The organism is Vibrio sp. WZ-1 (assembly GCF_052037695.1).
Taxonomy (GTDB): Bacteria; Pseudomonadota; Gammaproteobacteria; order Enterobacterales; family Vibrionaceae; genus Vibrio.
In genome coordinates this window covers 26,981-51,437 of record NZ_JBQEQR010000062.1, presented here as the reverse complement: position 1 = coordinate 51,437, position 24,457 = coordinate 26,981, and the positions used below count along the sequence as shown (strand labels likewise).

The following is a 24,457-nucleotide window of genomic DNA, read 5'->3' as shown; positions in this document are numbered from 1 at the left end:
CTTTCGAAAGAAAACTATCGACCGCGATAGATCATCATGTCATATACCCAAGTAACCTCGAGATGCTTGGTTCAGCGAGAATGACTTGGTTTGTAGACGCGGCGGCGATTTAAAGGTCTAGTGGGTCTAAATCAAGAATCGACAACAAAGTATACAAGCCAAGACCCTTACTATTTGTAAAGAGGGCCCTTCGGGAGCGTGTCATTGACTCGATCTCTGCTTCAAACAACTTGGAAAGAGCTCGCTATTCCACTGCGTTGTTTTCCTTGACCTCGAATCAATGACAACGCTCTGAATCTAGCATTTTGAAGTCACTTGGGTATAGACGTGCGTGACAGAAATTGGGTCGGCTTCGATGTTGCTTACGCGTAGAGAGGTGATAAGACTAAACAGTGAGCCTAGTGCGATAGGCGCAATAATAAGCAGGGCAATCAGAATGAAAAAGAGTACGGTTGAATGTCTCATAAAGCACCTCCTGATGTCTGTTTTAATTCGTTGTTATTTTAACATTTTGCTCCCGATTTAGGGTTAGGTTATTCCTTAGTGTATTTGAGTTTTTGCCTAAGAGTTCGACGGCTGTTTTGATGATATCAAGATTCAAAAAAATGATAGGGTTTCACAGTAATTTCCTCGATGACAATTAAGTCACAATGTATACTGCGAGCGCTTCGCAAACGTTAGCACTCCTCAGTCTAAGTACACATTTAGTTCAGCATTTGCGATGTAAATATAACTGTCTAACACACATTTAAATCAATGATGTATAGGCCTCTGACGATTTTCTTGCAGGGTCTTTTTTGTGAGTCATTATGCTTAACTCAGAACGCAAAGCTGCATTCGTGCTCGTCGCTACTACGATGATCGCGGCATTAGGGTGGATTTTTTCTAAAGAAACCATTCAAGGCCTTCCTCCATTTGGATTTATTGGGCTGCGATTTACTATCGCTTCGTTGTGCTTGTTGCCGTTGTGTATTAAGCCATTTCGTGCTGCAAATAAGAAAGACATATTTGCGGCGGCTGGTGTCGGCGCACTGCTTGGCGGTGCGTTGATGTGTTGGATCCATGCAATTTCAATCAGTGACACCCTAGGCGAGGGTGCATTCATCATGAGCCTATCGATGCTGTTTGTGCCTATCGTTGCGTGGATTATGTTTAGGCAACGTCCACAACGTATTTTCTGGATCTCTCTACCCATTGCTATCATTGGTCTAGGGTGCTTATCGCTTGCAGGTGGTTGGCAACAATCTTCCAGTCAACTATGGTTCTTGGGAGCTGCTCTCATGCTGGCTTTACACTTCAACGTGAACAGTAAGTACTCGCAAAAACTGCCAGTGCTGTTGCTAACGTGTATCCAGCTGTTTGTGACAGGTTTGATTGGCCTACTTATTTCATCCTTAGTGGAAACCGTACCGACAGAGGTGTCGACGTCTATTTGGGTTTGGTTCGCATTAAGTACGCTTTTGGCAACCAGTTTGCGTTATGTGATGCAAACTATGGGACAGAAGTTTGTTCAAGCTGGCAACGCAGCACTGATTATGATCCTTGAGCCAGTTTGGACGGTAATTTTGAGTGTGATTTGGTACGCCGAAGTGCTTACGTCCAATAAATTGGTTGGTTGTGCACTTATCTTATTCTCATTGGTTATCTACCGTACTGGCGGTAAACTTCGTTTTCCAAAACGCGCTTAAACTAAACTTACAAAGCAGTGATAACATTTCGCTGGTTTACTAAATCTCTTATTATTCTTTCGGCAGGACGCTTATTGATGGCAAATACAGAATATCAAGAAACGCTCGATTTACTCGATAAACTCAGTGTGAGCCTTTACCGCTTTGGCATCACATTGTTTGCTATCGCACTACTTTGCCTTTCGATAATTGTTTCTGGGGCTATTACTAGCTCATTGTTTGCGTATCAAGCTTCTGTGATTGCACTCTGTGTTGCAAGTGCACTGTCTGCGGCAAATATACATATTTATAGCAAACACGTGCGTGCTGTTATCAGTTGGGCATCTTGGATTGGCTTGCTATTGATGGTAAGTGACTTGGAGCTTCAGCGTGTGTGGTTGGCGCTTGGTTTTATCTTTGTGACCTTTTCGGGTATCGCTCTCAAAGAGTCTTTTTGCTTTAAGGTTCCGGGTTTGAAAATGGTGCCTGCGTTTCTCGCTGTAGCAACGTTTGCATTGTGGTTTAACCTTCCAATTCTTGCAGCTATTACTATGTTGCTGGCAGGATTGATCATGGGTTTCTTATCCTTTGCCAAATGGCGCATGCCGCTGCACTTTGATATCGGTATCAAAGCGAATTATGAAATTTAAGTGAGCTTATTGCTCTGACTAAATAGAATGCTGCTTTAGTGCCATAGAGACTTTCGAAGTCGGTTGACGGTTTAATTCTTCACTGATCATCCATCCTGCTTTAGCAAGCAACTCCAAATCTACTCCGGTCTCGATTCCTAAGCCTTGGCAAAGGTAGAGAACATCTTCGGTGGCGACATTGCCCGATGCGCCATGAGCATAAGGGCATCCTCCGAGGCCAGCCACACTGCTATCGATGGTATTGATGCCCATCGTTAAGGCTTGGTAGATATTCGCCAACGCTTGTCCCCATGTATCGTGAAAATGCACAGCGAGCTTGTCGGTTGGGACTTTTACTTGCACTGCTTCAAGCATTTTAGCGATGCGAATGGGCGTACCTGTGCCGATGGTATCTCCCAGAGAAACCTCATAACAGCCCAGCTCTTGTAAAAGATTGGCAATTCTGGCGACTTGTTCCGGTTTGGTTGGCCCATCATAGGGGCAATCAACAACGCAAGATAGGTAACCACGAACCGGAATACTATGTTTTGCAGCCAATTCAATCACTGGTTCAAAGCGAGTGAGACTCTCCGCAATTGAGCAATTAATGTTGTACTGACAGAATCCTTCAGATGAAGAAGTAAAAATAGCGACTTGTGTAGCACCTGCTTCTAACGCCTTCTCAAAACCTTGCACATTAGGTGTTAACGCCGAATAGATGACGTTGTGTCGGTGAGTAATGTTTTTCATTACCTCAAGAGAATCGGCCATTTGAGGAACCCATTTGGGAGAGACAAAAGAGCCAGCCTCAATGTGGGTGAGTCCAGTGTCCGAAAGGAGATCGATTAAGCGGATTTTGGCATGTGTGGAGACCGGCGATTCATTTTGTAATCCGTCCCTTGCACCAACTTCAACAATGTTAACCTTATTTGGCAATTTCATTTTTTGTCCTTAGGAGGCTTGATTGCCCAACCTGGTGTGCGTTTTTCCAGAAAGGCTTGTAAGCCATCTTGTCCATGTGGCGATACGCGAATATCGGCTATTAGCTGGCTCGTGTATTGGATCAGTTGTGTATCGATAGGGTTCTGGTGACACTGATGGCACAAGTCTTTCGCTTTACGCATAGCATCTGGGCTGTTAAGCAGCAATGAACTAACTAAGCTCTCTACAACGGCTTCGATGTTATCTAACTGATGAACCTCATGCACAATGCCAAACTTTTCTGCTTGGGCTGCGTTAATCACTTCGGCACTGAGTATGTAACGACGAGCTTGACGGTTGCCCATTGCTCGCATCACATAAGGAGAGATGGTTGCGGGTACCAACCCCAGTTTTACCTCACTCAAGCAGAAGTTGGCATTGTCTGCAGCGATGGCAATATCACAGCAACAAATCAAACCTAATGCGCCGCCAAAGGCAGAACCTTGCACAACCGCAATCGTGGGTTGAGGGAAGCCATCTAAGGTGTGCATCAAGCGTGCGAGATTCTGTGCGTCCTCGAGATTTTGTTTTCTGGTGCTGTTTGCCATGGATTTCATCCAGTTTAAATCAGCACCTGAAGAGAAGTGGTTTCCATTGCTGCGTAAAACCAAGCAGCGAACGTCGGTGCGCAAAGCGAGGTAGTCCAGCCTGTGGATCAGCAGATCAATCATGCAGGCATCAAACGCATTGTGCTTTTCTGTACGATTGAGGGTAAGCGTTGCTACGCCGAATTCATCGACGTTCCAAAGTACTTCATCTTGTCGTTTGGTATTGGGGATGATACTCGGTTGATGATCCTGCATGTGACGTCCTTTCTTCTCTACATTCTAAATATGCCAAAGTTGCTGTCAGGAATTGGCGCATTGAGTGCTGCTTTTAATGCTTGAGCTAGTACCTGACGCGTCTCTTTTGGGTCGATGATGCCGTCATCCCACAAACGTGCGCTGGCGTAGTAGGGATGCCCCTGAGACTCATACAAGTCTACGATAGATTTTCGGAATGCACTTTCTTCTGGTTCTGGCCAGTCTTCACCTTGGCGCTTTTTCACTTCTCGGCGCACTTGAGTGAGCACACCAGCGGCTTGTTCTCCGCCCATTACCGAGATTCGCGCGTTTGGCCACATCCACATCATGGTCGGATCATAAGCGCGGCCGCACATGCCGTAGTTGCCTGCGCCGTAAGAGCCACCAATAATCACGGTGAACTTGGGTACGTCTGCACACGCGACTGCCATCACCAGTTTTGCACCGTGCTTTGCGATGCCTTCCGCTTCGAGCTTCTTACCGACCATAAACCCGGTGATGTTTTGTAAAAAGAGCAGGGGAATTTTGCGTTTGGCACACAGCTCAATAAAGTGGGCACCTTTCTGTGAGGACTCAGAAAATAAGATGCCGTTGTTCGCCACAATACCAATCAGATTGCCGTGGATTCGAGCGAAACCGCACACTAAAGTCTTGCCATAGAGTGCTTTGAATTCATCGAAGTCTGAGTCATCAACCACACGAGCAATGATCTCTCGAACATCAAAAGACAAGCGCAGATTCGCATTGACGATACCGTACATCTCTTCGGCGTCGTAACGTGGTGGTAATACTGGTTTATCGCTTTGAACCGGGAGTGATTGATTCGTATTTGAGATAGCTTCTCGCGCAAGCTGTAATGCGTGTTGGTCGTTTTCTGCGTAGTAATCGGCAACGCCAGACTTACGACAATGCACGTCGGCACCACCTAACTCCTCATCAGTGACGATCTCTCCGGTTGCGGCTTTTACTAGCGGTGGACCTGCCAAGAAGATGGTGCTTTGCTCTTTGACCATAATGGAAACGTCCGACATGGCGGGTACATAAGCGCCGCCTGCGGTACAAAGCCCCATCACAACCGCGACTTGAGGAATGCCTTGCGCCGACATTCTGGCTTGATTGAAGAAGATACGCCCAAAGTGCTCTTTATCAGCAAACACTTCCGCTTGATGAGGGAGGTTCGCGCCACCAGAATCCACCAAATAGACGCAAGGCAATTGGCAACGTTGGGCGATCTCTTGCGCGCGCAGATGCTTTTTCACTGTGAGTGGGTAATAGGTGCCGCCTTTAACTGAGGGGTCGTTGGCGATCACCATGCATTGAATGCCTTCAATGGTGCCAATGCCAGCAACCACACCAGCGCATGGAATCGACTCTTCGTAGACGTTCCAAGCGGCAAATTGTCCCACTTCAAGAAACTCGCTGCCCTCATCTAAAAGGAGCATGACACGCTCACGAACAGGGAGTTTTCCTTTCAGACGTTGGCGGTCGATGGCTTTCTGTCCGCCACCTTGTTTGATGGCTTTGATATCAGCATTGAGGTTGTTCACCAACTCGGTCATGACCGCTTTGTTCGACAAGAACAGCTCGTCGGTTGGCTTGGTTTTACTTTTAATGATTGCCATTGTGACTTCCTTGTCGGTGGGTTAGCGAGACTCTTCGAACAGCTCTCGTCCAATTAACATGCGGCGAATTTCAGATGTGCCGGCGCCAATCTCATACAGTTTGGCGTCACGGAGCAAACGTCCGGTCGCGTATTCGTTGATGTAGCCATTACCGCCCAGCAGCTGAATAGCATCGAGGGACATTTGTGTCGCTAGTTCTGCACTGTAAAGGATCACACCAGCGGCATCTTTACGTGTGCATTCACCTCGGTCACATGCTGCTGCGACAGCATAAACATAAGCTTTGGCGGCGTTCATGCGTGAATACATGTCAGCAAGCTTTCCTTGCACTAATTGGAATTCACCAATGGATTTGCCAAATTGTTTGCGGTCATGCACATACGGCACCACTTCGTCCATACAGGCTTGCATGATGCCAAGCGGTCCAGCGGCGAGTACCACGCGTTCGTAATCCAAACCACTCATTAACACTTCGACACCACGGTTTAGTTCTCCCAGTATATTCTCTTTTGGTACGACACAATCTTGGAACACTAATTCACAGGTGTTGGAGCCGCGCATGCCAAGTTTGTCGAGCTTCTGAGCATGGCTAAAGCCTTCGAACTCGCGCTCAATAATGAAGGCGGTGATGCCTCGAGAACCACCATCGGGATCGGTTTTCGCGTAAACCACTAAGGTGTCGGCATCAGGACCGTTAGTGATCCACATTTTGTTGCCGTTCATCAGAAAGTGATCGCCCTTATCTTCAGCACGAAGCTGCATGCTAACCACGTCAGAACCTGAGTTTGGTTCACTCATGGCTAGGGCACCAACGTGAGACCCATTGATCAATTTGGGCAAGTACTTTTCTCGTTGGGCCGGGGAGCCATTGCGAAAGATTTGGTTAACACAAAGGTTGGAATGTGCGCCGTAACTGAGCGCGACAGACGCCGAAGCTCGGCTGATCTCTTCCATCGCGACAACATGAGCAAGATAACCCATGCCAGCACCGCCAAACTCTTCGTCGACAGTCACGCCGAGTAAGCCCATTTCACCAAACTTTAACCACAGATGATTGGGGAATTGGTTATCGCGGTCGATGTCTGACGCGATAGGGGCAACATGCTCGGTGGCAAACGCATTGACGTGGTCTCGGAGCATATCGATGGTTTCACCAAGCCCAAAGTTGAGTGGGGTGTAGCTGCTTTTCATAACATTTCCCTGTTGAAAGTACTTATTAGTACGAATAAGGTTCGAGTTACACTGCTTGGGCTTGGAAATTAATGGTGCTATTAATTGTTAACTTTATTATTAATTAGCGCTTGTTTGCATCGCTCTTTGGCGGTTTCTAATTCGTTCATCACAACGCTAATGTCGTCTAGTTGCTGTTGTAAATGTGCTTGTTTATCATCAATGATGGTTAGCATTTTAAGCAGTTGTCCATCACTTTGCTGGGTATCGTACAGCTCGAACAGTTCTCGAATTTCTGCAAGTGAAAAGCCCAAGCGTTTACCACGTAAAATCAACTTGAGACGAATCTTATCTCTACGCTGATAGACGCGAATGTTGCCTTTTCGTTCTGGCTCAATCAGCCCGACATCTTCATAAAAACGAATGCTTCGGGTCGTGATGTCGAACTCCTTGGCGAGGTCGCTAATCTTGTATTTGTCCACGCGGCGTGTCCCTCTCATTAAAAGTTTTGGCTTCTTAAAAATTCTTCATGCCCTTATCTGAATATGATGGCTAAAAGCATGAGAATAAATTTGTGTTGTTATTAATGTGTTTCTTTACGTTAACGTAAATGTTAGTGCTATGCTTACGTAAACGTCAAGAAATCACAGTGCGATAATTCATCGTTTTATGAGAGGCTGGAGTGACAACACATTCTGTGTGAAAGCTCCGTGGTAGCAGGTGTGAGGGATGAGTTCGTGAACTGTGAATTATCGTCAGAAGGGACGAGATCATGGGAAACGACATCTGGATTGTCAGTGCAAAGCGAACGCCAATCGGGCGCTTTCAAGGTCAGTTACAAGGTTATTCAGCGCCTCAATTAGGGGCATTTGCGATCAAAGCGGCAATGGATGCTGGTGGTATTAGCGAAGTCGATGAAGTCTACATGGGCTGTGTATTACCTGCTGGCTGTGGACAAGCACCAGCAAGGCAAGCAGCGCTAGGCGCAGACCTTCCATTAACTACAGGCTGTACCACCATCAACAAGGTTTGCGGCTCAGGAATGAAGAGCGTCATGCTGGCTCACGATCTCATCAAAGCGGGCAGTATTCGCAGTGCTGTGGCTGGTGGAATGGAAAGTATGACCAACGCGCCATATTTGCTGAAAGAAGCTCGTAATGGCATGCGAATGGGGCACCAATCTACTTACGACCATATGTTTCTTGATGGACTACAAGATGCGTATGAAGGACAGCTGATGGGCGTTTATGCACAGCAAACTGCTGACCATTCGGAATTTACTCGTGAACAAATGGATGAATGGGCAATCCTATCTGCAACGAGAGCACTAGAAGCGCAAGAGAAAAGCTTGTTTGATGACGAAATCTCTCCAATAGACATTACTACACACCATACTTCTTCAATATTAGATTACGACGAACATCCGCAATCCATCAAACTCGAAAAAATCCCCCAACTTAAGCCTGCTTTCGATAAGAACGGTTCAGTTACTGCAGCAAACTCCAGTGCGATCTCTGATGGTGCTGCTGCTCTGATATTGATGGATTCGGAAACCGCGCAACATCAGGGCTTATCACCAATGGCAATGATCAAAGGGCACTCGACCCATGCCAGAAAGCCTGCTGAATTTACCCTCGCGCCCGTATTTGCAATAGAGCAGTTGTTGTCTCAACTCGATTGGTCGGTGAACGAAGTCGATCTTTGGGAGATCAACGAAGCTTTCGCCGTAGTAACGCAAATTGCAGTGCGTCAATTGGGTATCGATAAAAACAAGGTGAACATCAAAGGTGGGGCTTGTGCGCTCGGGCATCCAATTGGCGCGAGTGGCGCACGTATTTTGGTGACGCTCATTCATAGCCTGCGCCAACTGCAATCACTCGGCGTAGGCGGTGACAACACCAATAAAAAGGTGATGCGAGGAGTTGCATCACTGTGTATCGGTGGTGGTGAGGCCACTGCCATTGGTATCGAGATACCGCTTTAATTCCAATTACGATAAACGTTAACAAAGGACTAGATTATGACTCGCACGGTTCCCTTATTCATCGATGGTGAGTTTCGTGAATCTCAAGCAAAGGACTGGGTAGAAGTGACAAACCCTGCCACCAACGACGTAATTGCGCGCTTGCCTTGCGCCACAGATGAAGAGATGCACGCAGCAATCGAAAGCGCAAAAGCCACCTTTACCTGCTGGAAAGATGTTGCCGTTTCTGAACGTGCGCGCTTAATGCTGCGCTATCAACATCTTCTTAAAGAACATCATGATGAACTGGCAACGCTACTTTCTCACGAAACGGGCAAGATTTTTGCGGATGCAAAAGGGGACGTATGGCGTGGTATCGAAGTGGTTGAGCAAGCTGCCAATATTGCCAGCAACATGATGGGAGAAACCGTCGAAAATGTCGCTACAGATATCGACAGCTACTCCCTTATTCAACCGCTTGGGGTGTGCTGCGGTATTACGCCATTTAACTTCCCCGCCATGATCCCTCTGTGGATGTTTCCAATTGCGATTGCGAGCGGAAATACCTTTGTCCTTAAACCTTCTGACCAAGTGCCGCTAACGTCTATTCGATTGGCTGAATTGTTTGAGGAAGCTGGTGCACCAAAAGGCGTGCTGCAAATCGTGCACGGTCGAAAGGAGCAGGTCGATTTGTTGTTGAAACATCCCGATATCCAAGCGGTTTCTTTCGTTGGATCTGTACCTGTAGCGCAATACATCTACACGACAGGCACGCAGAACTTTAAACGTGTTCAAGCCTTTGCTGGCGCGAAAAACCACATGGTAGTGATGCCAGATGCGAACAAAAGCCAAGTGGTGAATAACTTAGTTGGTTCTTCGGTTGGTGCAGCAGGGCAACGTTGTATGGCGATTTCCGTCGCTGTGTTTGTAGGCAGTTCGAAAGAATGGATTGCCGATTTAAAACAAGAAATGGCGAAAGTGCACCCTGGCGCTTGGGATGATGAGAATGCTGCGTATGGTCCTTTGATCAGCGAACAAGCAAAACAGCGTGTGCTCGGTTTGATTGAAGAAGGCAAGAAACAAGGCGCGGTGTGTGAACTTGATGGTAGCCAATGTGAAGTAGAAGGCTTCCCAGAAGGTAACTGGGTCGGTCCGACTTTATTCAGTGGCGTTACCACTGAGATGTCGATTTACACCCAAGAAATCTTCGGACCTGTTTTGGTGTGTATTGAGGTCGACACGTTACAAGAAGCGATAGATCTCGTGAATCGCAACCCATACGGCAACGGCACTTCCATCTTCACTGCGAATGGTGCCGCAGCGAGAAAGTATCAACATGAGATCCAAGTCGGGCAGGTAGGTGTGAATGTGCCGATACCAGTGCCTTTGCCATTCTTCTCGTTTACAGGTTGGCGCGGCAGCTTTTACGGTGATTTGCACGCCTACGGCAAACAAGCGGTGCGCTTCTACACCGAGACCAAAACCGTGACGGCTCGTTGGTTTGATGATGATATCCCAACCGGTCCAAACCTCACTATTAACTTGCGCTAACGAAGTAAGGAGCTCATATGGATTTTGAACTCAACGAAGATCAACGCATGTTTGCCGACACGGCTCAGCAGTTTGCAGCAGAGCGTTTAGCGCCAATGGCAGCAGAGTGGGATGAAAAGCAAATCTTCCCGAAAGACATCCTACGAGAGGCAGGAGAACTCGGTTTCTTGAGCCTCTACACACCAGAAGAGCAAGGCGGTTTGAGCTTAAGTCGTTTGGATGCATCTATCATCTTCGAGCAACTATCTATGGGGTGCACATCGACCACAGCATTTATGACCATTCACAACATGGTGACTTGGATGGTGGCAAGCTTTGCTACCGATGAAGTAAAAGACGCATTCTGTCCGAAACTTATTACGGGTGAATTTCTCGGATCTTATTGTTTAACAGAGCCAAACGCAGGCTCGGACGCGGCATCTTTAACGACTTCTGCGACTAAGCAAGGCGATAACTACGTAGTCAACGGTGGCAAAACCTTTATTTCTGGCGCAGGCGATACCGAAGTTTTAGTCGTGATGGCGAGAACCGGCGATGCGGGCGCGAAAGGCGTATCTGCATTTGTTGTCCCCGCCGATGCAGACGGCCTTAGCTACGGGCGTAAAGAACCGAAAATGGGTTGGAATAGTCAGCCAACACGCGCGGTGACTTTCGATAACGTTTCTATTCCTGCGTCACATTTGCTGGGTGAAGAAGGTCAAGGGTTTGTGTTCGCTATGAAAGGTTTGGATGGTGGACGCATCAACATCGCTACTTGTTCTGTTGGCACGGCTCAGCAAGCGTTGAATCAAGCGGCGCAGTACATGCAAGAACGTAAACAGTTCGGCAAATCACTAGCTCAATTCCAAGCGTTGCAATTCAAACTGGCAGACATGGCAACCGAGCTTGTCGCTGCTCGCCAACTGGTGCGTTATGCCGCGAGTAAGTTAGACCGAGGTGACCCAGACGCCACGACTTATTGTGCCATGGCAAAACGCTTTGCAACCGACGTCGGGTTTCAAGTCTGTGACCAAGCGCTGCAACTTTACGGTGGCTATGGCTACATCAAAGAATACCCAATGGAGCGCTATTTCCGTGATGTACGAGTACACCAAATCTTGGAAGGTACCAACGAGATCATGCGATTGATCATTGCGCGTCGATTGCTCGCAGAAGAGTCGGCGCTGCTCTAAATGCACCGACTTCATCAAGAAAGGACTCAGAGATATGTCATTAACAGAACAACAAGCGATTCAACATACCATCAGCAACCACGTTGCGGTGGTGATAATGAACAACCCGCCCGCTAATACTTGGACGTCAGAAAGCTTAACCGCATTGAAAGAGCTAGTGCTGGCACTAAACGACAACAAAGACGTTTACGCGCTAGTACTAACGGGGAATGGTGAGAAGTTTTTTTCGGCGGGTGCAGACCTAAAGTTGTTTGCCGATGGTGATAAAGCGGTTGCATTAGAGATGGCGCGCATCTTTGGTGAAGCCTTTGAAACGCTCTCTGCATTTAGAGGGGTTTCAATTGCTGCCATCAACGGTTATGCCATGGGAGGTGGTTTAGAAGTCGCGTTAGCGTGTGATATTCGTGTGGCGGAAGAGCAAGCCGTGTTGGCATTGCCAGAGGCGAAGGTAGGTTTACTGCCTTGTGCTGGTGGTACGCAAAATCTGACTGCGCTGGTTGGTGAAGGTTGGGCAAAGCGCATCATTTTGTGTGGTGAACAAGTCAGTGCTGCGCAAGCCCGAGAGCTCGGTCTAGTGGAAGAATTGGTGGCAAAAGGTGGAGCGCTTAATAAAGCCATTGAGCTTGCAGAATCGGTTGCCAATCAATCGCCGTCTTCGGTAACCGCATGTAAAGCGCTTATCCAAAACATGCGCTCAGCGCCACTCAAACATGGTCTGATTAAAGAGCGAGAATTGTTTCTAAACTTATTCGATACCGAAGACCAAACCGAGGGGGTTCGTGCCTTCTTAGAAAAGCGTAAACCCAACTGGAAGAATCAATAGGAGGTCGCATGACAGGGAAAGTAACCATTAGCGAAATAGATTGCTTAGACGGCGTGCACCGAATTGGTATCGCGACGTTAGACAACACGGCTTCATTGAACGCGTTGACTTACGATATGTTGGCAGAACTCAATGACCAGCTTATTGAATGGCAAGATGATAAGGAGTTGGTTTGTGTCATCTTAAATGGAGCGGGTGAGAAAGCCTTTTGTGCAGGGGGTGATGTACGAACCATGTACCACGTTATGCACGAGAAGAGTAAAGAAAAGGCTGCCGAGTTTTGTTCTAACTACTTCTCGCTCGAATACGAATGTGACTATTTGATTCATACCTACCCAAAACCAATCATCGGCTGGGGTGAAGGGATAGTGATGGGCGGTGGCATGGGCTTGTTCATGGGTACCAGTCATAGAGTTGTCACCCCTAAATCTCGCCTTGCGATGCCAGAGATTAATATCGGGCTTTATCCAGACGTGGGTGGTACTTGGTTTTTAAGCCAAATCGATCCTGAGGTGGGCTTGTTCCTCGGATTAACCGGTGCAATAGTAAATTCGAGTGACGCTGTCACTATTGGTTTGGCAGAATGGTTGCTGTTGGAAGAGCAATATCCAGCGTTGCTAGAAGAATTGAAACAAGTGGACTGGCGATCTGCCGATGCGAAATCGCTAGTCAGTGCTTTGCTTCAACTGATGGAAGAACAGGTCATTGATAGTAAGCCGACAACACAGATCTGTCCTTATCTCGATCAAATTAAAGAAGCCTGCAAAGGCTATGACTTAAATCAAATTGCCCAGCGTATTCAAGCGATGGAAGGTAGAACCCAATGGCTAGAGGTTGCTAAAAAATCGTTTGTGGCAGGCAGTCCAATCACCGCACATATCTGCTTTAGACAAGTCAAAGAGTATCACCGATTGTCGTTAGCGGATTGTTTCCGTTTGGAGCTGACGTTGTCGGTTCGCAGTGCGCTACTCGGTGAGTTTGAAGAGGGCGTGCGCTCGAGATTGGTGGATAAAGACGGTAATCCAAAATGGATGTTTAACAGCGTTAGTGACGTCGACAAAAGCGTCATTGATACCTTGTTCACTTCACTTTGGTCAGAAGAGGAACATCCACTTGCACAGCTAGGAAAATAAGGAGAGACAACATGAGTACTATTGCATTTATTGGCTTGGGCAACATGGGTAGTCCAATGGCACAAAACCTATTGGCGTCAGGGTTTCACGTGCAAGTGTTTGATGTGGATGTGAACGCCGCCAAGCAACTCGAACCGTTTGGTGCGATGGTTGCTAGCACATTAGAAGAGGTAGTGGACGGAGCCGGAATCGTTATCACTATGCTACCTGCTGGCGCACATGTGCGAGCGGTGTATTTGGGCGATTTGCATGGTGGTGTCGGTCTGCTCAATATCGTGCAGGATAATGCTTTACTTATCGACTGTTCGACCATCGATCCAGATTCCGCTCGTTTAGTGGCAAACGAAGCACAAAACAAGGGGTTGTTGTTTGTTGATTCCCCAGTTTCTGGTGGTGTGGCAGGCGCAAAAGCCGCGACGCTGACCTTTATTGTTGGTGGCTCGGACGAAGCATTCTCCAAAGCCAATGCGATCTTGCGATACATGGGTAAGAACGTGTTCCACGCAGGTAAAGCGGGCGACGGTCAGATGGCGAAGATCTGTAACAACCTGATGTTGGGCATTTTGATGTCGGGAACCTGTGAAGCGCTCAATCTTGGTATCGACCACGGACTTGACCCTAAGGTCTTATCCAACATTATGCTGCAAAGTTCTGGTCGCAACTGGGCGTTGGAGCTTTATAACCCATGTCCCGGTGTGATGGACTCAGCCCCTGCGAGCAATCAATACAACCCGGGCTTTATGAGTAAGTTGATGCTGAAAGACCTTGGTTTAGGTTTGGATGCGGCATTACAAACCAATTCTTCCGTCCCAATGGGCTCTTTGGCTCGTAATCTTTATGCATTTCACAGTGCCAGCGGTCATGCGGAGCTCGATTTTTCAAGTTTGTTTGAATTCTATAAGAATCAGAAGGGCTAAAAGAGAGATTCCCTATCAGGCGTTTAAGCATGGAAGTTATCCAGTAATGGAGTACAGATATGGATTTAAAAGACAGTGTCATTGCAATCACCGGTGCGGGCCAAGGGCTAGGGCAGATGATGGCGGTAAGTCTTGCTCAAGCGGGAGCGGATTTGGCGCTGCTAGATGTTAACGAGACCGGACTTCTGAATACTCAAGAGCAATGCCGAATGCTAAGTGCCAAAGCGTTGATCTACCGACTCGACGTCACCAATGAATGTGAAGTGGAAGAAACCTTTGATGAGATTCTTCAAGACTTTGGTCAGCTGAATGGCTTAGTCAACAACGCCGGCGTTTTGCGAGACGGGTTGTTAGTCAAAGCCAAAGACGGCGAGATCACCAAGATGTCGCTTGAGCAGTTCAACTTAGTGATGAACGTCAATGTCACGGGAACGTTCTTGTGTGGTCGAGAAGCGGCAGTCAAAATGATCGAGAGTGGCTCGAAGGGCGCCATCATTAACATCTCCAGCGTGGCGAGAGCGGGCAATATTGGACAAACCAATTACTCTGCATCTAAAGCCGCCGTCGCAACCATGGCAACAACATGGGCAAGAGAACTCGCCAGATACGGTATTCGCGCAGCCGCTATTGCACCCGGTGTCGTAAAGACCGCTATGGCGGACCAAATGAAACCAGAAGCCATAGACCGGCTGCAAAAGATGATACCAGTCGGTAGGATGGGAGAGACAAGCGAAATTGCTCATGCCGTGAAATACATTCTCGAAAATGACTACTTTACAGGGCGAGTGCTCGAAGTGGATGGCGGAATGAGAATGTGAAGATAGGGTTATTTTGCATTTGGTACATTTTGCCTCTATTTACACGCTTTATATGGACGCGTGTGACGTTCCAAAAAGTGGATTACAGCAACTACATCCAATGGTCCAAAGCGGTGTTTAAGGTGTCGTTATTGGTTGTAATGAGTATCAGCGGCGTGCTTGGTTTAGAATTGATTTCACTGCCGTCCATTCATTAAAGAGCGTATCTATGTGGTTCGCTCTTTATGATAAACATATATATTGCATTTTTATTAAGCTAGTATCGCAAAAGTAATGCCTAAATTTTCTTACTAAGTACAGCCTAGTTAAATTGGTTACGTTTAAAATATTTGTTCATAAATGGGTTTGATCATATTTCGACTAAGTAATATAAAGTGCTATTAACAATAGAGAAACCAGTAGGAAAAAATAGAGCTAACAAAAGTAGTGATGTAAAGAAAATCCAGGCTCTTCTAAATGTTTTTAATCGTAAAAAGGGTCTACCTATTATCAATATAACTGGAGTGTTTGACGAAAGAACATCACAATCGCTGCTTAATTTTAAGAAATCCACCCAACATAAACAGCTATTAGATGAAAGTGTCATACCCAATGGGAATACTTTTAAAGCTCTTAAAGAAGTCTTAGCTATTACATTTACAGTTAAGTCAATTAGTCCACCGAAAGAAGGAGCTTTAACTTGGAACTCGGAAGGTAATGAGGGAGGTAGGTTTCATAGTAGAAAACTACATGTACCAAGTGAAAACTCTGGGCTTACACTAGGAAGAGGTTATGATTTGAAGCTCAAATCAATCACAACAATTCGTCGTGACCTTGCACTTTCTGGGGTCAAGCAAGAGAGAGTCACAATACTACTCAAAGCTAGAGGTTTAAAAGGAGCTCAAGCGCGAAGCTTCATAATCGATAATGATTTATTAGATTTTGAGCTAACAACCGATGCTCAAATTAAGTTATTCAAAATTAGTTATGATCATGAAAAGTCAGAAGTCATTAGAATTTGTAAAAAGTTAGATGTAGTTAATCGCTACGGAGTTACAGATTGGGATAATTTAGATGAGAAAATAAAAGAAGTTCTTGTTGATTTAAAGTTTAGAGGTGATTACAGTCCTGCAATGAGAGCGTTAATTCAGCCTATTGTGGTAAGGAATGATGTTAAAGCATTCAAAGAAGTTATGAGTAATCGTGCTAATTGGCAGAGTGTGCCTCAAGATAGATTTGAGGCTAGATCTAAGTTCCTACAATAGCCTTAAGGTGATTCCTATGACTAATTTGAAAAGTATCTTGATGTGTATCGTTTTTTTGATTCCTTATAGTGTTTACGCTGTACTCCCTGCATCTTTAAGTTCTGTAAGTAGCTATCGAGTAAATGAGCAGTTAGTGAGGATTGCGATTCACAATATGGAAGTAAATCCCTTAATTGAGATAGATACCATTGATACACCCAGTTATACGCTAAACGACTCCAAGAAAATAAACTCTATTTTATTAGATAAAGAGGTTTTAGCTTTTACTGACTCTGCAGGCGTTTTTGTCGAAGATTACGGAAAACGAGGCACTAAACTGTTTTTTGTATTGGATTATTTTTACTTGCAAAGTGGGAGTGTCCTTGTCAACTGTGAAGTCTCGTTCAACAAAGGAAAAATCATGCAACCAGAATGCTCAGTAAAAGAACACGAAGAGGTAAAATAGAGTTTGTACGCTTACCTATTTATCTCAACAAATCTTAATCCAGATTAAAGTTTTGCCGCAGTTTTGGCGGTAAGGTTCGCGTCGCTCATCGCACTGAACAGAAATTCAGAGAAGGAACAGCCATGCTTTGTGTATCGCTGTTCCTTTTTCGTTCTTGCTCGGTAGAGATGTATAAAACTAAAAAGACAGATTTTAAGAGGACTGGACTTGAGCATTTTGTTTTCAGAAGCCCGCATTGGCAACATGGCACTAAAGAACCGTTTTGTACGTAGTGCAACGTGGGAAAATATGGCGACAGAAGACGGCCACATGACCGACAAGCTGTACGATATTTATGAAGAACTTGCCAAAGGTGATGTGGGTCTGATCGTTACAGGCTATGCGAACATTGTAGAAGAAGAGAAACCGAACGCAGGCATGATGGGGATCTACAACGACTCTTTCATCGATGAATACAAAAAGCTGACTGACCTTGTCCATGAGCACGATGCTAAGATCGTCATGCAGATTGCTTACGGCGGTACAAAAACGACCTTCAACGTTGGTGAGCGTGTGATTTTTGCTCCAAGTGAAGTGCCAGAGCGTGGCACCAAAACGGAAGGCAAAGCGATGACTCAAGATGAGATCGACTACATCGTTAAAGCATTTGCGCTAGCAAGCAAGCGTGCACAAGATTCTGGCTTTGATGGTGTAGAAATCCACGCGGCACACACGTACTTGATCAACCAGTTCTTAAGCCCATACTACAACCGTCGTGAAGACCAGTACGGCGGCAGCCTTGAGAACCGCATGCGTTTCCTTATGGAGATCTATGCCGAAACACGCAAGTTAGTTGGTGATGATTTCCCGATTCTGGTGAAACTGACAGCAACGGAGTTCTTCGATGGTGGTTTGACGTTCGATGAAACGCGCATTGTTTGTAAGAAGCTAGAAGAAGTGGGCGTGGATGCGATCATCGTATCGGGTAACATTCATGGCAACGCAAGCACCATGGTAGGTGAATCGTTCGACGGTTACACGCTACAAGAAGAAGGCTACTTCCACGAGTACGGTCAAGTGATCAGCCAATATGTGAACGTACCTGTGATTACCGTAGGTGGCTTAAACGACTTCTGTGCGATTGAAGACTTGGCTCAAAACACCAAGATTCAATTCTTCGCGCTTTCTCGTCCGTTATTAGCAGAGCCACAATTGATCAAGCGCTGGAAAGACGGTAACCGCGCTGAAGTGGACTGCGAACGTTGCTCTAAGTGTCGCACCAAGCGCGGCAACTTCTGCGTGGTTTACAAGCGCAGAAAGTAACGTGTTCTGACTCATGAAATTTCAAAAAGCCCCTGATGCTTAACGTGTCAGGGGCTTTTTTGATTGTGAGTTATACCCAAGTAACCTCGAGATGCTGGTTCAGCGAGAATGATTTGGTTTGTAGACGCGGCGGCGATTTAAAGGTTTGGTGGGTCTAAATCAAGAATCGACAACAAAGTATACAAGCCAAGACCCTTACTATTTGCAAAGAGGGCCCTTTGGGAGCGTATCATTGACTCGCTTTTTTATTTAAACCAATGGCAGCGTCAAACAACTTGGAAATAGCTGGCTATTACGCTGCGTTGTCTTCCTTGCCCTCGAATCAATGACAACGCTCTGAATCCTGCATCTTGAAGTCACTTGGGTATATGCCTATGCAGTTTCGACTTCTTCTTGGTAGTTCAAGTAGTGAATGCACAAATCATGAAACGCTTTTGCCTGAGGGGAAATGGTTCTATCCGTCAGAGTAAAGATACCTACTTGTCTCTCCAAAGGTGGATCGATCAGTGGAATCCAAACCAGTCGAGTTTCGTTGGTCGGGAACGCTAATTTTGGCAAGGTGGTGACACCAATACCGAGCTCAAGAACTGAGAATAAAGACGTAATGTTCTCCACGGAATACAAAGCTTGTTCACTTAGCGCGCGCGCAGGAGTGGGATCGAGTAGGGTGCAAGTTCCGTTTCGAATAAAAGGTTGTTCTAACAGCGTTTGCCACTCTATACCTTCTGGATGCTGAGCGATAGGGTTATCCTTCAAACACACCACGCCAATGGGGTCAGAGATTAGCGGGGTAAACTCGATACCGCCTTCGTCTAAATGTGATGGGTTACCTAACGCTAAATCCACTTCGCCTGATAACAAACGGGCTTCGACCCCAGCGGCGTTATCATCAATCAAGCTGACTTCTACATTCGGGTATCGTTCGCAGAATGCGCCGAGCACGCTAGGAATCAACTTGGCTGCAACTGAAGGGACACTGGCGATGCGCACTCGACCTTGTTGTCCTGCGGCGGCAGCTTTTAAATCGTTATCTAGGGCGTTATAGATGTTGAGAAACTGAATGATCTTAGGCAAGCAGATCTCACCGAATGGAGTGAGTTTGGATTTATTGCCCGGCTCAAATAGGGTTTGACCGAGTATTTTTTCTAGTTCTTTGATTGACGTTGACAGCGCAGCCTGAGAACGGTTCGCTCGATGTGACGCTGCTCTAAAACCACCTTCCTCGACCACCATCACAAAATGCTTTAATTGTTGAAGCTTGATACTCATGGCGAAACCTCTGCAATCCCTTTATTTACCTTAGTTTTAATAAGGTGATAGATTTTTCTTATCAAATGTAAAAAATTTACCGTTAGATTTATCGCCTGTCAATGTGCAGTATTTAACTATCTTGAAACAAGGTTGTTACAAAGGTTGAAAGGCACGTGAATATTTCTACGAAAAAATACCCAGTCAAAACCGCATTGTTTGCCTCTAAAGCGCCGCTAGAATGGGCAATTGTTAACAATGGCACGTTATACACCGCGCAAATCCCGATTGATGATACAGGTGCTGTCGTGGAAGGCGGTATCGAAGCCCAAACTCGTCAAACCTTTAATAATCTCGTTCACACGTTGGAGTGTGCAGGGGAGTCTTTAGATTCTGTTTTGCAGGTGCTGATTTATGTGACGGATCGTGAGTACTTAAAAACGGTTAACCAAGTCTACGCTGAGTATTTTGAAGCGCCTTACCCTAATCGCGCCGCTATGGTCGTAGCGGGACTAGCTCGTGAAGAGATGCTGGTGGAGTTTGTGGTTTACGCATCAGCGAGTCAGCCAGAGTAAAAATAATAATCAAAGCCTCATCACCGGGCTTTGTTAGTGAGATCAGTGAGCTGGTGGCGATCACCAGACGTCAGGAAGAATAAGGACAGAGCAATGACTTTTATTAATAATGTTCAAGCAGAGAAATCTCTCTACATTGCAGGCGAATGGCAATCTGGCATTAATACGGTTGCGAACATTAACCCTTCAGACATCAGTGAGAACTTAGGCGATTTTGCTCAGGCGAGTGAAGGTCAAGTAGAGCAAGCAATTCAAGCCGCGAAAGTTGCGCAGCCAGAGTGGGAAAAAACGCCGATTGAGCGCAAACAAGCGGTTTTGCAGGCGATTGGCGATGAGCTGATCGCTCGTTGTGACGAGCTTGGTACATTGCTTTCACGCGAAGAAGGCAAACCATTTGCAGAAGGTCGAGGTGAAATCTACCGCGCTGGACAATTCTTCCAATATTTTGCGGCTGAAGTGCTGCGTCAAATTGGCGATAACGCTGCTTCTGTCCGTCCAGGGGTTTCCGTTGAGGTTACTCGTGAAGCTGTTGGCGTTATCGCCATCATTTCTCCTTGGAATTTCCCAACTGCGACTGCCGCTTGGAAAATCGCGCCAGCACTTGCGTTCGGTAACAGTGTGGTTTGGAAGCCAGCGAATTTAACACCAGCAAGTGCCGTTGCACTGACTGAGATTATCCATCGACAAGGCTTACCAGCAGGTACATTCAACCTAGTGCTTGGCAGTGGCTTGCAAGTGGGTAACACGCTTATCAACTCGAAGGACGTAAATGGCGTGAGCTTTACTGGATCTGTTGATACGGGTCGTAAAGTCGCAGCAGCGACAGCGCCAAACTTCGTTCGCTGTCAGTTAGAAATGGGCAGTAAGAACGCACTCGTGGTTGCCGATGATGCTGATATTCAAATCGCTGTTGAAGCGACGATTGCAGGTTCTTTCTCTGGCGCAGGTCAGAAGTGTACCGCGTCATCTCGTCTTGTCGTCATGGATGGCATTCACGATGCCTACGTGGAAGCACTGATCAAACGTATGAGTGAACTTAAAGTCGGTCACGCATTAGAAGAAGGCATCTTCATGGGGCCAGTGGTGGATGGTAACCAATTGAATGCGAACTTCGAATGGATTGAGAAAGCACGTCAAAGTGGTGCGGAGCTAGCATTCGGTGGTGAGCGCTTGAGCTTAGAGCATGACGGTTTCTACATGTCGCCAACCCTTTTCCTCAATACGCAAAACAGTTGGGAAGTGAACCAAGAAGAAGTGTTTGCGCCAATGGCAAGCGTGATTCGAGTTTCTGACTTGGATGAAGCCATTGCAGTAGCAAACGATACTCGCTTTGGCTTGACGGGCGGCATCATTACACAAAGCCTCCGTAATAGCGCCATCTTCAAACAACAAGCCCAAACTGGCTGTGTCATGGTCAACCTACCAACCGCAGGAACGGATTATCACGTTCCGTTTGGTGGTCGTAAAGAGTCGAGCTTTGGTCCACGCGAGCAAGGTCAATACGCAAAAGAATTCTACACCGTGGTGAAAACCGCTTATCAACGTCCTTACTAAGTGAAATAGGGCAGCCGAGGATTCTGCTGCCCAACCTTAAAGGCTCATTAACGTTTAAGGAGTGGTTATGTACCAACAACGGATTGTGATTGATGGATTGCAGTACTGTAATTGGGATCGAGAATACTTCCAAACGCTGAAGGCGAGTGGTATTACGGCTGTGCATGCGACGATTGTTTATCATGAAAATGCACGCGAGACCTTAACTCGCTTTGCCGAATGGAACCTGAGATTCGAACAAAATGCAGATCTGATTATGCCTATTTACTCGATGGCTGACGTCGAGAAAGCAAAAGCAGAGGGAACGGTTGGTGTCTTCTTCGGTGCGCAGAATTGCTCCCCAATTGACGATGAAATCGGCTTAATAGAAGTCATGCGTCGCCAAGGTTTACTGATTATGCAGCTGACGTACAACAACCAAAGTTTGCTGGCGGCAGGGTGTTATGAGCAGAACGACTCTGGTGTCACGCGCTTTGGTAAACAAGCTATCGAAGAGATGAACCGTGTTGGGATGATCATCGATATGTCCCACAGCGCTGAGCGCTCAACGTTGGAAGCGATTGACCTTTCTTCCCGTCCCATTTGTATTAGTCACGCGAACCCAACCTTTGCTCATGATGCTCTGCGTAACAAATCGAACAACGTCATTAAAGCGCTTACCGAACGTGGCGGCTTGATTGGCTTTAGTCTTTACCCATTCCATCTTCCAAACGGAAGCCAATGCACGCTAGAGGATTTCTGCCAAATGGTCGCGAAAACTGCCGACCTGTTCGGTGTGGATCATTTAGGCATCGGCAGTGATCTTTGTTTAAACCAACCACAGCAAGTGCTTGAGTGGATGCGTAACGGTCGTTGGTCCAAAGCAATGGATTATGGCGAAGGCTCAGCAAACAACTCTGGTTGGCCAGATGCGTTACCTTGGTTTAGTGGCAGTAAAGGGATGGAGAACATTTACAACGGCTTAATGCGTCATGGATTCAGTGAATCCGAGGCAGGAAAAATCCTGGGTGAGAACTGGTTTAACTTCCTTAAAGAAGGGCTGGAGGCGAGCTAGGTCGTAACCCGAATAAACATGGAATAGCTCGCTAAAAAAACAATAACAAGGTGGGTGTTAAAGTCACTTTTTGTAGCCGTTAAGGCAGCTGCAATAAACCTCTGGAGTCAGAGTATGTCTGAACTAACCGATAGCATGAAAACTTCTGCGATGAGCGTGTCATCAAAGAAGCACCAAGCAAAACACAACGACATTTCAGCAACTGAAAATTCACCGGACAAACTGGGGCTCAGTAACCCAGCACTTTGGTACAGTGGCGGCTTTATCGCCCTGTTCGTTGCCATCGCGCTTTACGATGGTGAACTGCTATCCACATTGGTAAACACAGGATTTGCGTGGTCAGTAAAAGTCTTCGGCCCATATTGGCAACTACTGCTTCTTCTCACTTTTCTGATTGGTCTTGGTTTGGCAGCAGGGCGAACAGGCAAGGTGATTTTAGGTGGCACGACCAAACCTGAAATGGACGGTTTTCGCTGGATGGCAATCATCTTCTGTACACTTTTAGCTGGCGGCGGCGTATTTTGGGCGGCGGCAGAGCCTATCGCACATTATGTGAGTCCTCCACCTTTGTATGGCGCGCAAGATAATCCACAGCAGGGTGCTGTGAACGCACTATCGCAATCTTTCATGCACTGGGGTTTTCTAGCGTGGGCTATCGTTGGTAGTTTGACGTCTATCGTGGTCATGCATTTACACTACGATAAAGGACTACCGTTAAAACCTCGTATCTTGCTTTATCCAGTGCTGGGTGAACGAGCGCTAAAAGGCCAGATAGGTGCGCTGATTGACGCTTGTTGCATCATTGCCGTAGCGGCAGGAACCATTGGTCCGATTGGCTTCTTAGGTTTGCAGGTTAGCTACGCGTTAAATGCCCTGTTTGACATCCCAGACGGCTTTACCACACAGTTGATCATCATTTTATTTGCGATTGTGTTGTACACCGTGTCTGCGCTGAGTGGTTTGAACCGTGGTATGCAAATGCTGAGTCGCTACAACGTGATTCTCGCACTGGCATTGATGGTTTACATCCTTCTCTTTGGCCCAACAGACTTTATTTTCAATGGTTACATTCAAGGCGTGGGCACCATGCTAGATAACTTCATCCCAATGGCGACCTACCGTGGCGATGAAGGTTGGTTGAGCTGGTGGACGGTATTCTTCTGGGGCTGGTTCTTAGGGTACGGCCCGATGATGGCAATCTTCATTGCACGTATCTCTCGCGGCCGCAGTATCCGTCAAATCATTTCGACTATCAGCATTGTTGCTCCGCTTACCACGTGTTTTTGGTTCACCATTGTTGGTGGTTCTGGCTTAGCGTTTGAAATTGCGAATCCAGGCAGTGTGAGTGCGGCATTTGAAGGCTTCAATTTACCCGGCGCGTTACTCGCAGTGACTCAACAACTGCCGATGCCAATGTTGGTTTCAATCTTGTTCTTGATTTTGACCACCATCTTTATCGTTACTACCGGTGACTCAATGACGTACACCATCAGTGTTGTGATCAGTGGTGAGACAGAACCGAATGCAATTATTCGTACCTTCTGGGGCGTGGCTATGGGTATCACGGCGTTGATTCTCATCTCTCTTGGCTCTGGCGGTATATCAGCCCTGCAATCCTTCATCGTGATTACGGCCGTTCCAGTGTCATTAATACTGTTACCGTCACTTTGGAATGCACCGCAGATCGCTATGAAAATGGCGAAAGAGCAAGGGCTATAACTACGGTAATAACAAAAAGATCAAACCCAATAACGTGGCGCTTGTGTGGGTGAATCCTCCCCACACC

Annotated in this window: 23 protein-coding genes and 1 pseudogene; 17 read left to right on the top strand and 7 right to left on the bottom strand. The window is 46.6% G+C overall.

Translation table 11 applies throughout. From position 1 onward, the window contains the following. Window positions 1-297: 297 nt before the first annotated feature. Window positions 298-465, bottom strand: coding sequence for a hypothetical protein (locus tag ACTS60_RS06895; RefSeq protein ID WP_440887639.1), 168 nt, complete (start codon window positions 463-465; stop codon window positions 298-300). A 344-nt stretch (window positions 466-809) separates the two neighbouring features. Here ACTS60_RS06895 and ACTS60_RS06890 point away from each other — a divergent pair, with 344 nt between their 5' ends. After that, on the top strand, window positions 810-1,688 hold the full coding sequence (locus tag ACTS60_RS06890; protein ID WP_440887638.1) for a DMT family transporter: 879 nt from the start codon (window positions 810-812) through the stop codon (window positions 1,686-1,688). 77 nt (window positions 1,689-1,765) lie between these two features. Continuing rightward, window positions 1,766-2,317: a DUF2301 domain-containing membrane protein gene (locus ACTS60_RS06885; RefSeq protein ID WP_440887637.1), complete on the top strand. Its 552-nt coding sequence runs from the start codon at window positions 1,766-1,768 to the stop codon at window positions 2,315-2,317. An 18-nt stretch (window positions 2,318-2,335) separates the two neighbouring features. On the opposite strand, the gene ACTS60_RS06880 is transcribed toward ACTS60_RS06885, so the two are convergent. The 5 genes from ACTS60_RS06880 to ACTS60_RS06860 all read right to left on the bottom strand — a co-directional run bounded on the left by ACTS60_RS06880 (window position 2,336) and on the right by ACTS60_RS06860 (window position 7,354). Further along, entirely contained in the window at window positions 2,336-3,238 is a 903-nt protein-coding gene (locus ACTS60_RS06880; RefSeq protein WP_440887636.1) for a hydroxymethylglutaryl-CoA lyase, read from the bottom strand. Next, window positions 3,235-4,080: an enoyl-CoA hydratase-related protein gene (locus ACTS60_RS06875; RefSeq protein ID WP_440887635.1), complete on the bottom strand. Its 846-nt coding sequence runs from the start codon at window positions 4,078-4,080 to the stop codon at window positions 3,235-3,237. Before ACTS60_RS06875 ends, ACTS60_RS06880 begins: the two co-directional genes overlap by 4 nt. A 17-nt stretch (window positions 4,081-4,097) precedes the next feature. Then, a complete protein-coding gene (locus ACTS60_RS06870; protein ID WP_440887634.1) occupies window positions 4,098-5,702 on the bottom strand; it encodes a carboxyl transferase domain-containing protein in 1,605 nt (534 codons plus the stop codon). Between the two features lie 21 nt (window positions 5,703-5,723). Continuing rightward, the gene (locus tag ACTS60_RS06865) at window positions 5,724-6,893 is read right to left on the bottom strand and encodes an isovaleryl-CoA dehydrogenase (protein ID WP_440887633.1); all 1,170 of its coding nucleotides are present in this window, start codon (window positions 6,891-6,893) and stop codon (window positions 5,724-5,726) included. 80 nt (window positions 6,894-6,973) lie between these two features. After that, window positions 6,974-7,354, bottom strand: coding sequence for a MerR family transcriptional regulator (locus ACTS60_RS06860; RefSeq protein ID WP_440887632.1), 381 nt, complete (start codon window positions 7,352-7,354; stop codon window positions 6,974-6,976). Window positions 7,355-7,644: 290 nt separating this feature from the next. On the opposite strand from ACTS60_RS06860, the gene ACTS60_RS06855 reads away from it, so the two are divergent. The 11 genes and pseudogenes from ACTS60_RS06855 to ACTS60_RS06805 all read left to right on the top strand — a co-directional run bounded on the left by ACTS60_RS06855 (window position 7,645) and on the right by ACTS60_RS06805 (window position 18,240). Then, window positions 7,645-8,856 (top strand): thiolase family protein, encoded by a 1,212-nt coding sequence (locus ACTS60_RS06855; RefSeq protein ID WP_440887631.1) that lies wholly within the window; start codon window positions 7,645-7,647, stop codon window positions 8,854-8,856. 36 nt (window positions 8,857-8,892) lie between these two features. Next, window positions 8,893-10,386 carry a CoA-acylating methylmalonate-semialdehyde dehydrogenase gene (locus tag ACTS60_RS06850; RefSeq protein ID WP_440887630.1) on the top strand — a complete coding sequence of 498 codons (1,494 nt, stop codon included), beginning with the start codon at window positions 8,893-8,895 and terminating at the stop codon, window positions 10,384-10,386. 17 nt (window positions 10,387-10,403) lie between these two features. Next, window positions 10,404-11,558 carry an acyl-CoA dehydrogenase family protein gene (locus ACTS60_RS06845; RefSeq protein ID WP_440887629.1) on the top strand — a complete coding sequence of 385 codons (1,155 nt, stop codon included), beginning with the start codon at window positions 10,404-10,406 and terminating at the stop codon, window positions 11,556-11,558. 34 nt (window positions 11,559-11,592) lie between these two features. Next, window positions 11,593-12,381: an enoyl-CoA hydratase gene (locus ACTS60_RS06840; protein WP_440887628.1), complete on the top strand. Its 789-nt coding sequence runs from the start codon at window positions 11,593-11,595 to the stop codon at window positions 12,379-12,381. 8 nt (window positions 12,382-12,389) lie between these two features. Further along, window positions 12,390-13,514 carry an enoyl-CoA hydratase/isomerase family protein gene (locus ACTS60_RS06835; protein WP_440887627.1) on the top strand — a complete coding sequence of 375 codons (1,125 nt, stop codon included), beginning with the start codon at window positions 12,390-12,392 and terminating at the stop codon, window positions 13,512-13,514. 11 nt (window positions 13,515-13,525) lie between these two features. Beyond that, window positions 13,526-14,431 (top strand): 3-hydroxyisobutyrate dehydrogenase, encoded by a 906-nt coding sequence (gene mmsB, locus ACTS60_RS06830; RefSeq protein ID WP_440887626.1) that lies wholly within the window; start codon window positions 13,526-13,528, stop codon window positions 14,429-14,431. Window positions 14,432-14,490: 59 nt separating this feature from the next. Beyond that, window positions 14,491-15,249 (top strand): SDR family oxidoreductase, encoded by a 759-nt coding sequence (locus tag ACTS60_RS06825; protein WP_440887625.1) that lies wholly within the window; start codon window positions 14,491-14,493, stop codon window positions 15,247-15,249. A 47-nt stretch (window positions 15,250-15,296) separates the two neighbouring features. Beyond that, a pseudogene (locus ACTS60_RS06820) lies at window positions 15,297-15,446 on the top strand (heme o synthase); the annotation flags it as partial. Window positions 15,447-15,623: 177 nt separating this feature from the next. After that, a complete protein-coding gene (locus tag ACTS60_RS06815) occupies window positions 15,624-16,493 on the top strand; it encodes a hypothetical protein (RefSeq protein ID WP_440887624.1) in 870 nt (289 codons plus the stop codon). A gap of 16 nt (window positions 16,494-16,509) precedes the next feature. Next, window positions 16,510-16,938, top strand: a complete 429-nt coding sequence (locus ACTS60_RS06810) for a hypothetical protein (RefSeq protein WP_440887623.1) — start codon at window positions 16,510-16,512, stop codon at window positions 16,936-16,938. 207 nt (window positions 16,939-17,145) lie between these two features. After that, window positions 17,146-18,240: an NADH:flavin oxidoreductase gene (locus ACTS60_RS06805; RefSeq protein WP_440887622.1), complete on the top strand. Its 1,095-nt coding sequence runs from the start codon at window positions 17,146-17,148 to the stop codon at window positions 18,238-18,240. Between the two features lie 372 nt (window positions 18,241-18,612). On the opposite strand, the gene ACTS60_RS06800 is transcribed toward ACTS60_RS06805, so the two are convergent. Next, window positions 18,613-19,509, bottom strand: coding sequence for a LysR family transcriptional regulator (locus tag ACTS60_RS06800; RefSeq protein ID WP_020197253.1), 897 nt, complete (start codon window positions 19,507-19,509; stop codon window positions 18,613-18,615). Between the two features lie 155 nt (window positions 19,510-19,664). Between ACTS60_RS06800 and ACTS60_RS06795 the strand changes: the two genes are divergently transcribed. The 4 genes from ACTS60_RS06795 (at window position 19,665) to ACTS60_RS06780 (ending at window position 24,390) form a co-directional block, all read left to right on the top strand. After that, window positions 19,665-20,063, top strand: a complete 399-nt coding sequence (locus ACTS60_RS06795; protein WP_331404737.1) for a RidA family protein — start codon at window positions 19,665-19,667, stop codon at window positions 20,061-20,063. A gap of 93 nt (window positions 20,064-20,156) precedes the next feature. Then, window positions 20,157-21,617 (top strand): aldehyde dehydrogenase family protein, encoded by a 1,461-nt coding sequence (locus ACTS60_RS06790; protein ID WP_440887621.1) that lies wholly within the window; start codon window positions 20,157-20,159, stop codon window positions 21,615-21,617. Between the two features lie 67 nt (window positions 21,618-21,684). Further along, entirely contained in the window at window positions 21,685-22,671 is a 987-nt protein-coding gene (locus ACTS60_RS06785) for a membrane dipeptidase (protein WP_440887620.1), read from the top strand. A gap of 150 nt (window positions 22,672-22,821) precedes the next feature. Beyond that, window positions 22,822-24,390 (top strand): BCCT family transporter, encoded by a 1,569-nt coding sequence (locus ACTS60_RS06780; protein ID WP_440887704.1) that lies wholly within the window; start codon window positions 22,822-22,824, stop codon window positions 24,388-24,390. Window positions 24,391-24,457 lie beyond the last annotated feature (67 nt).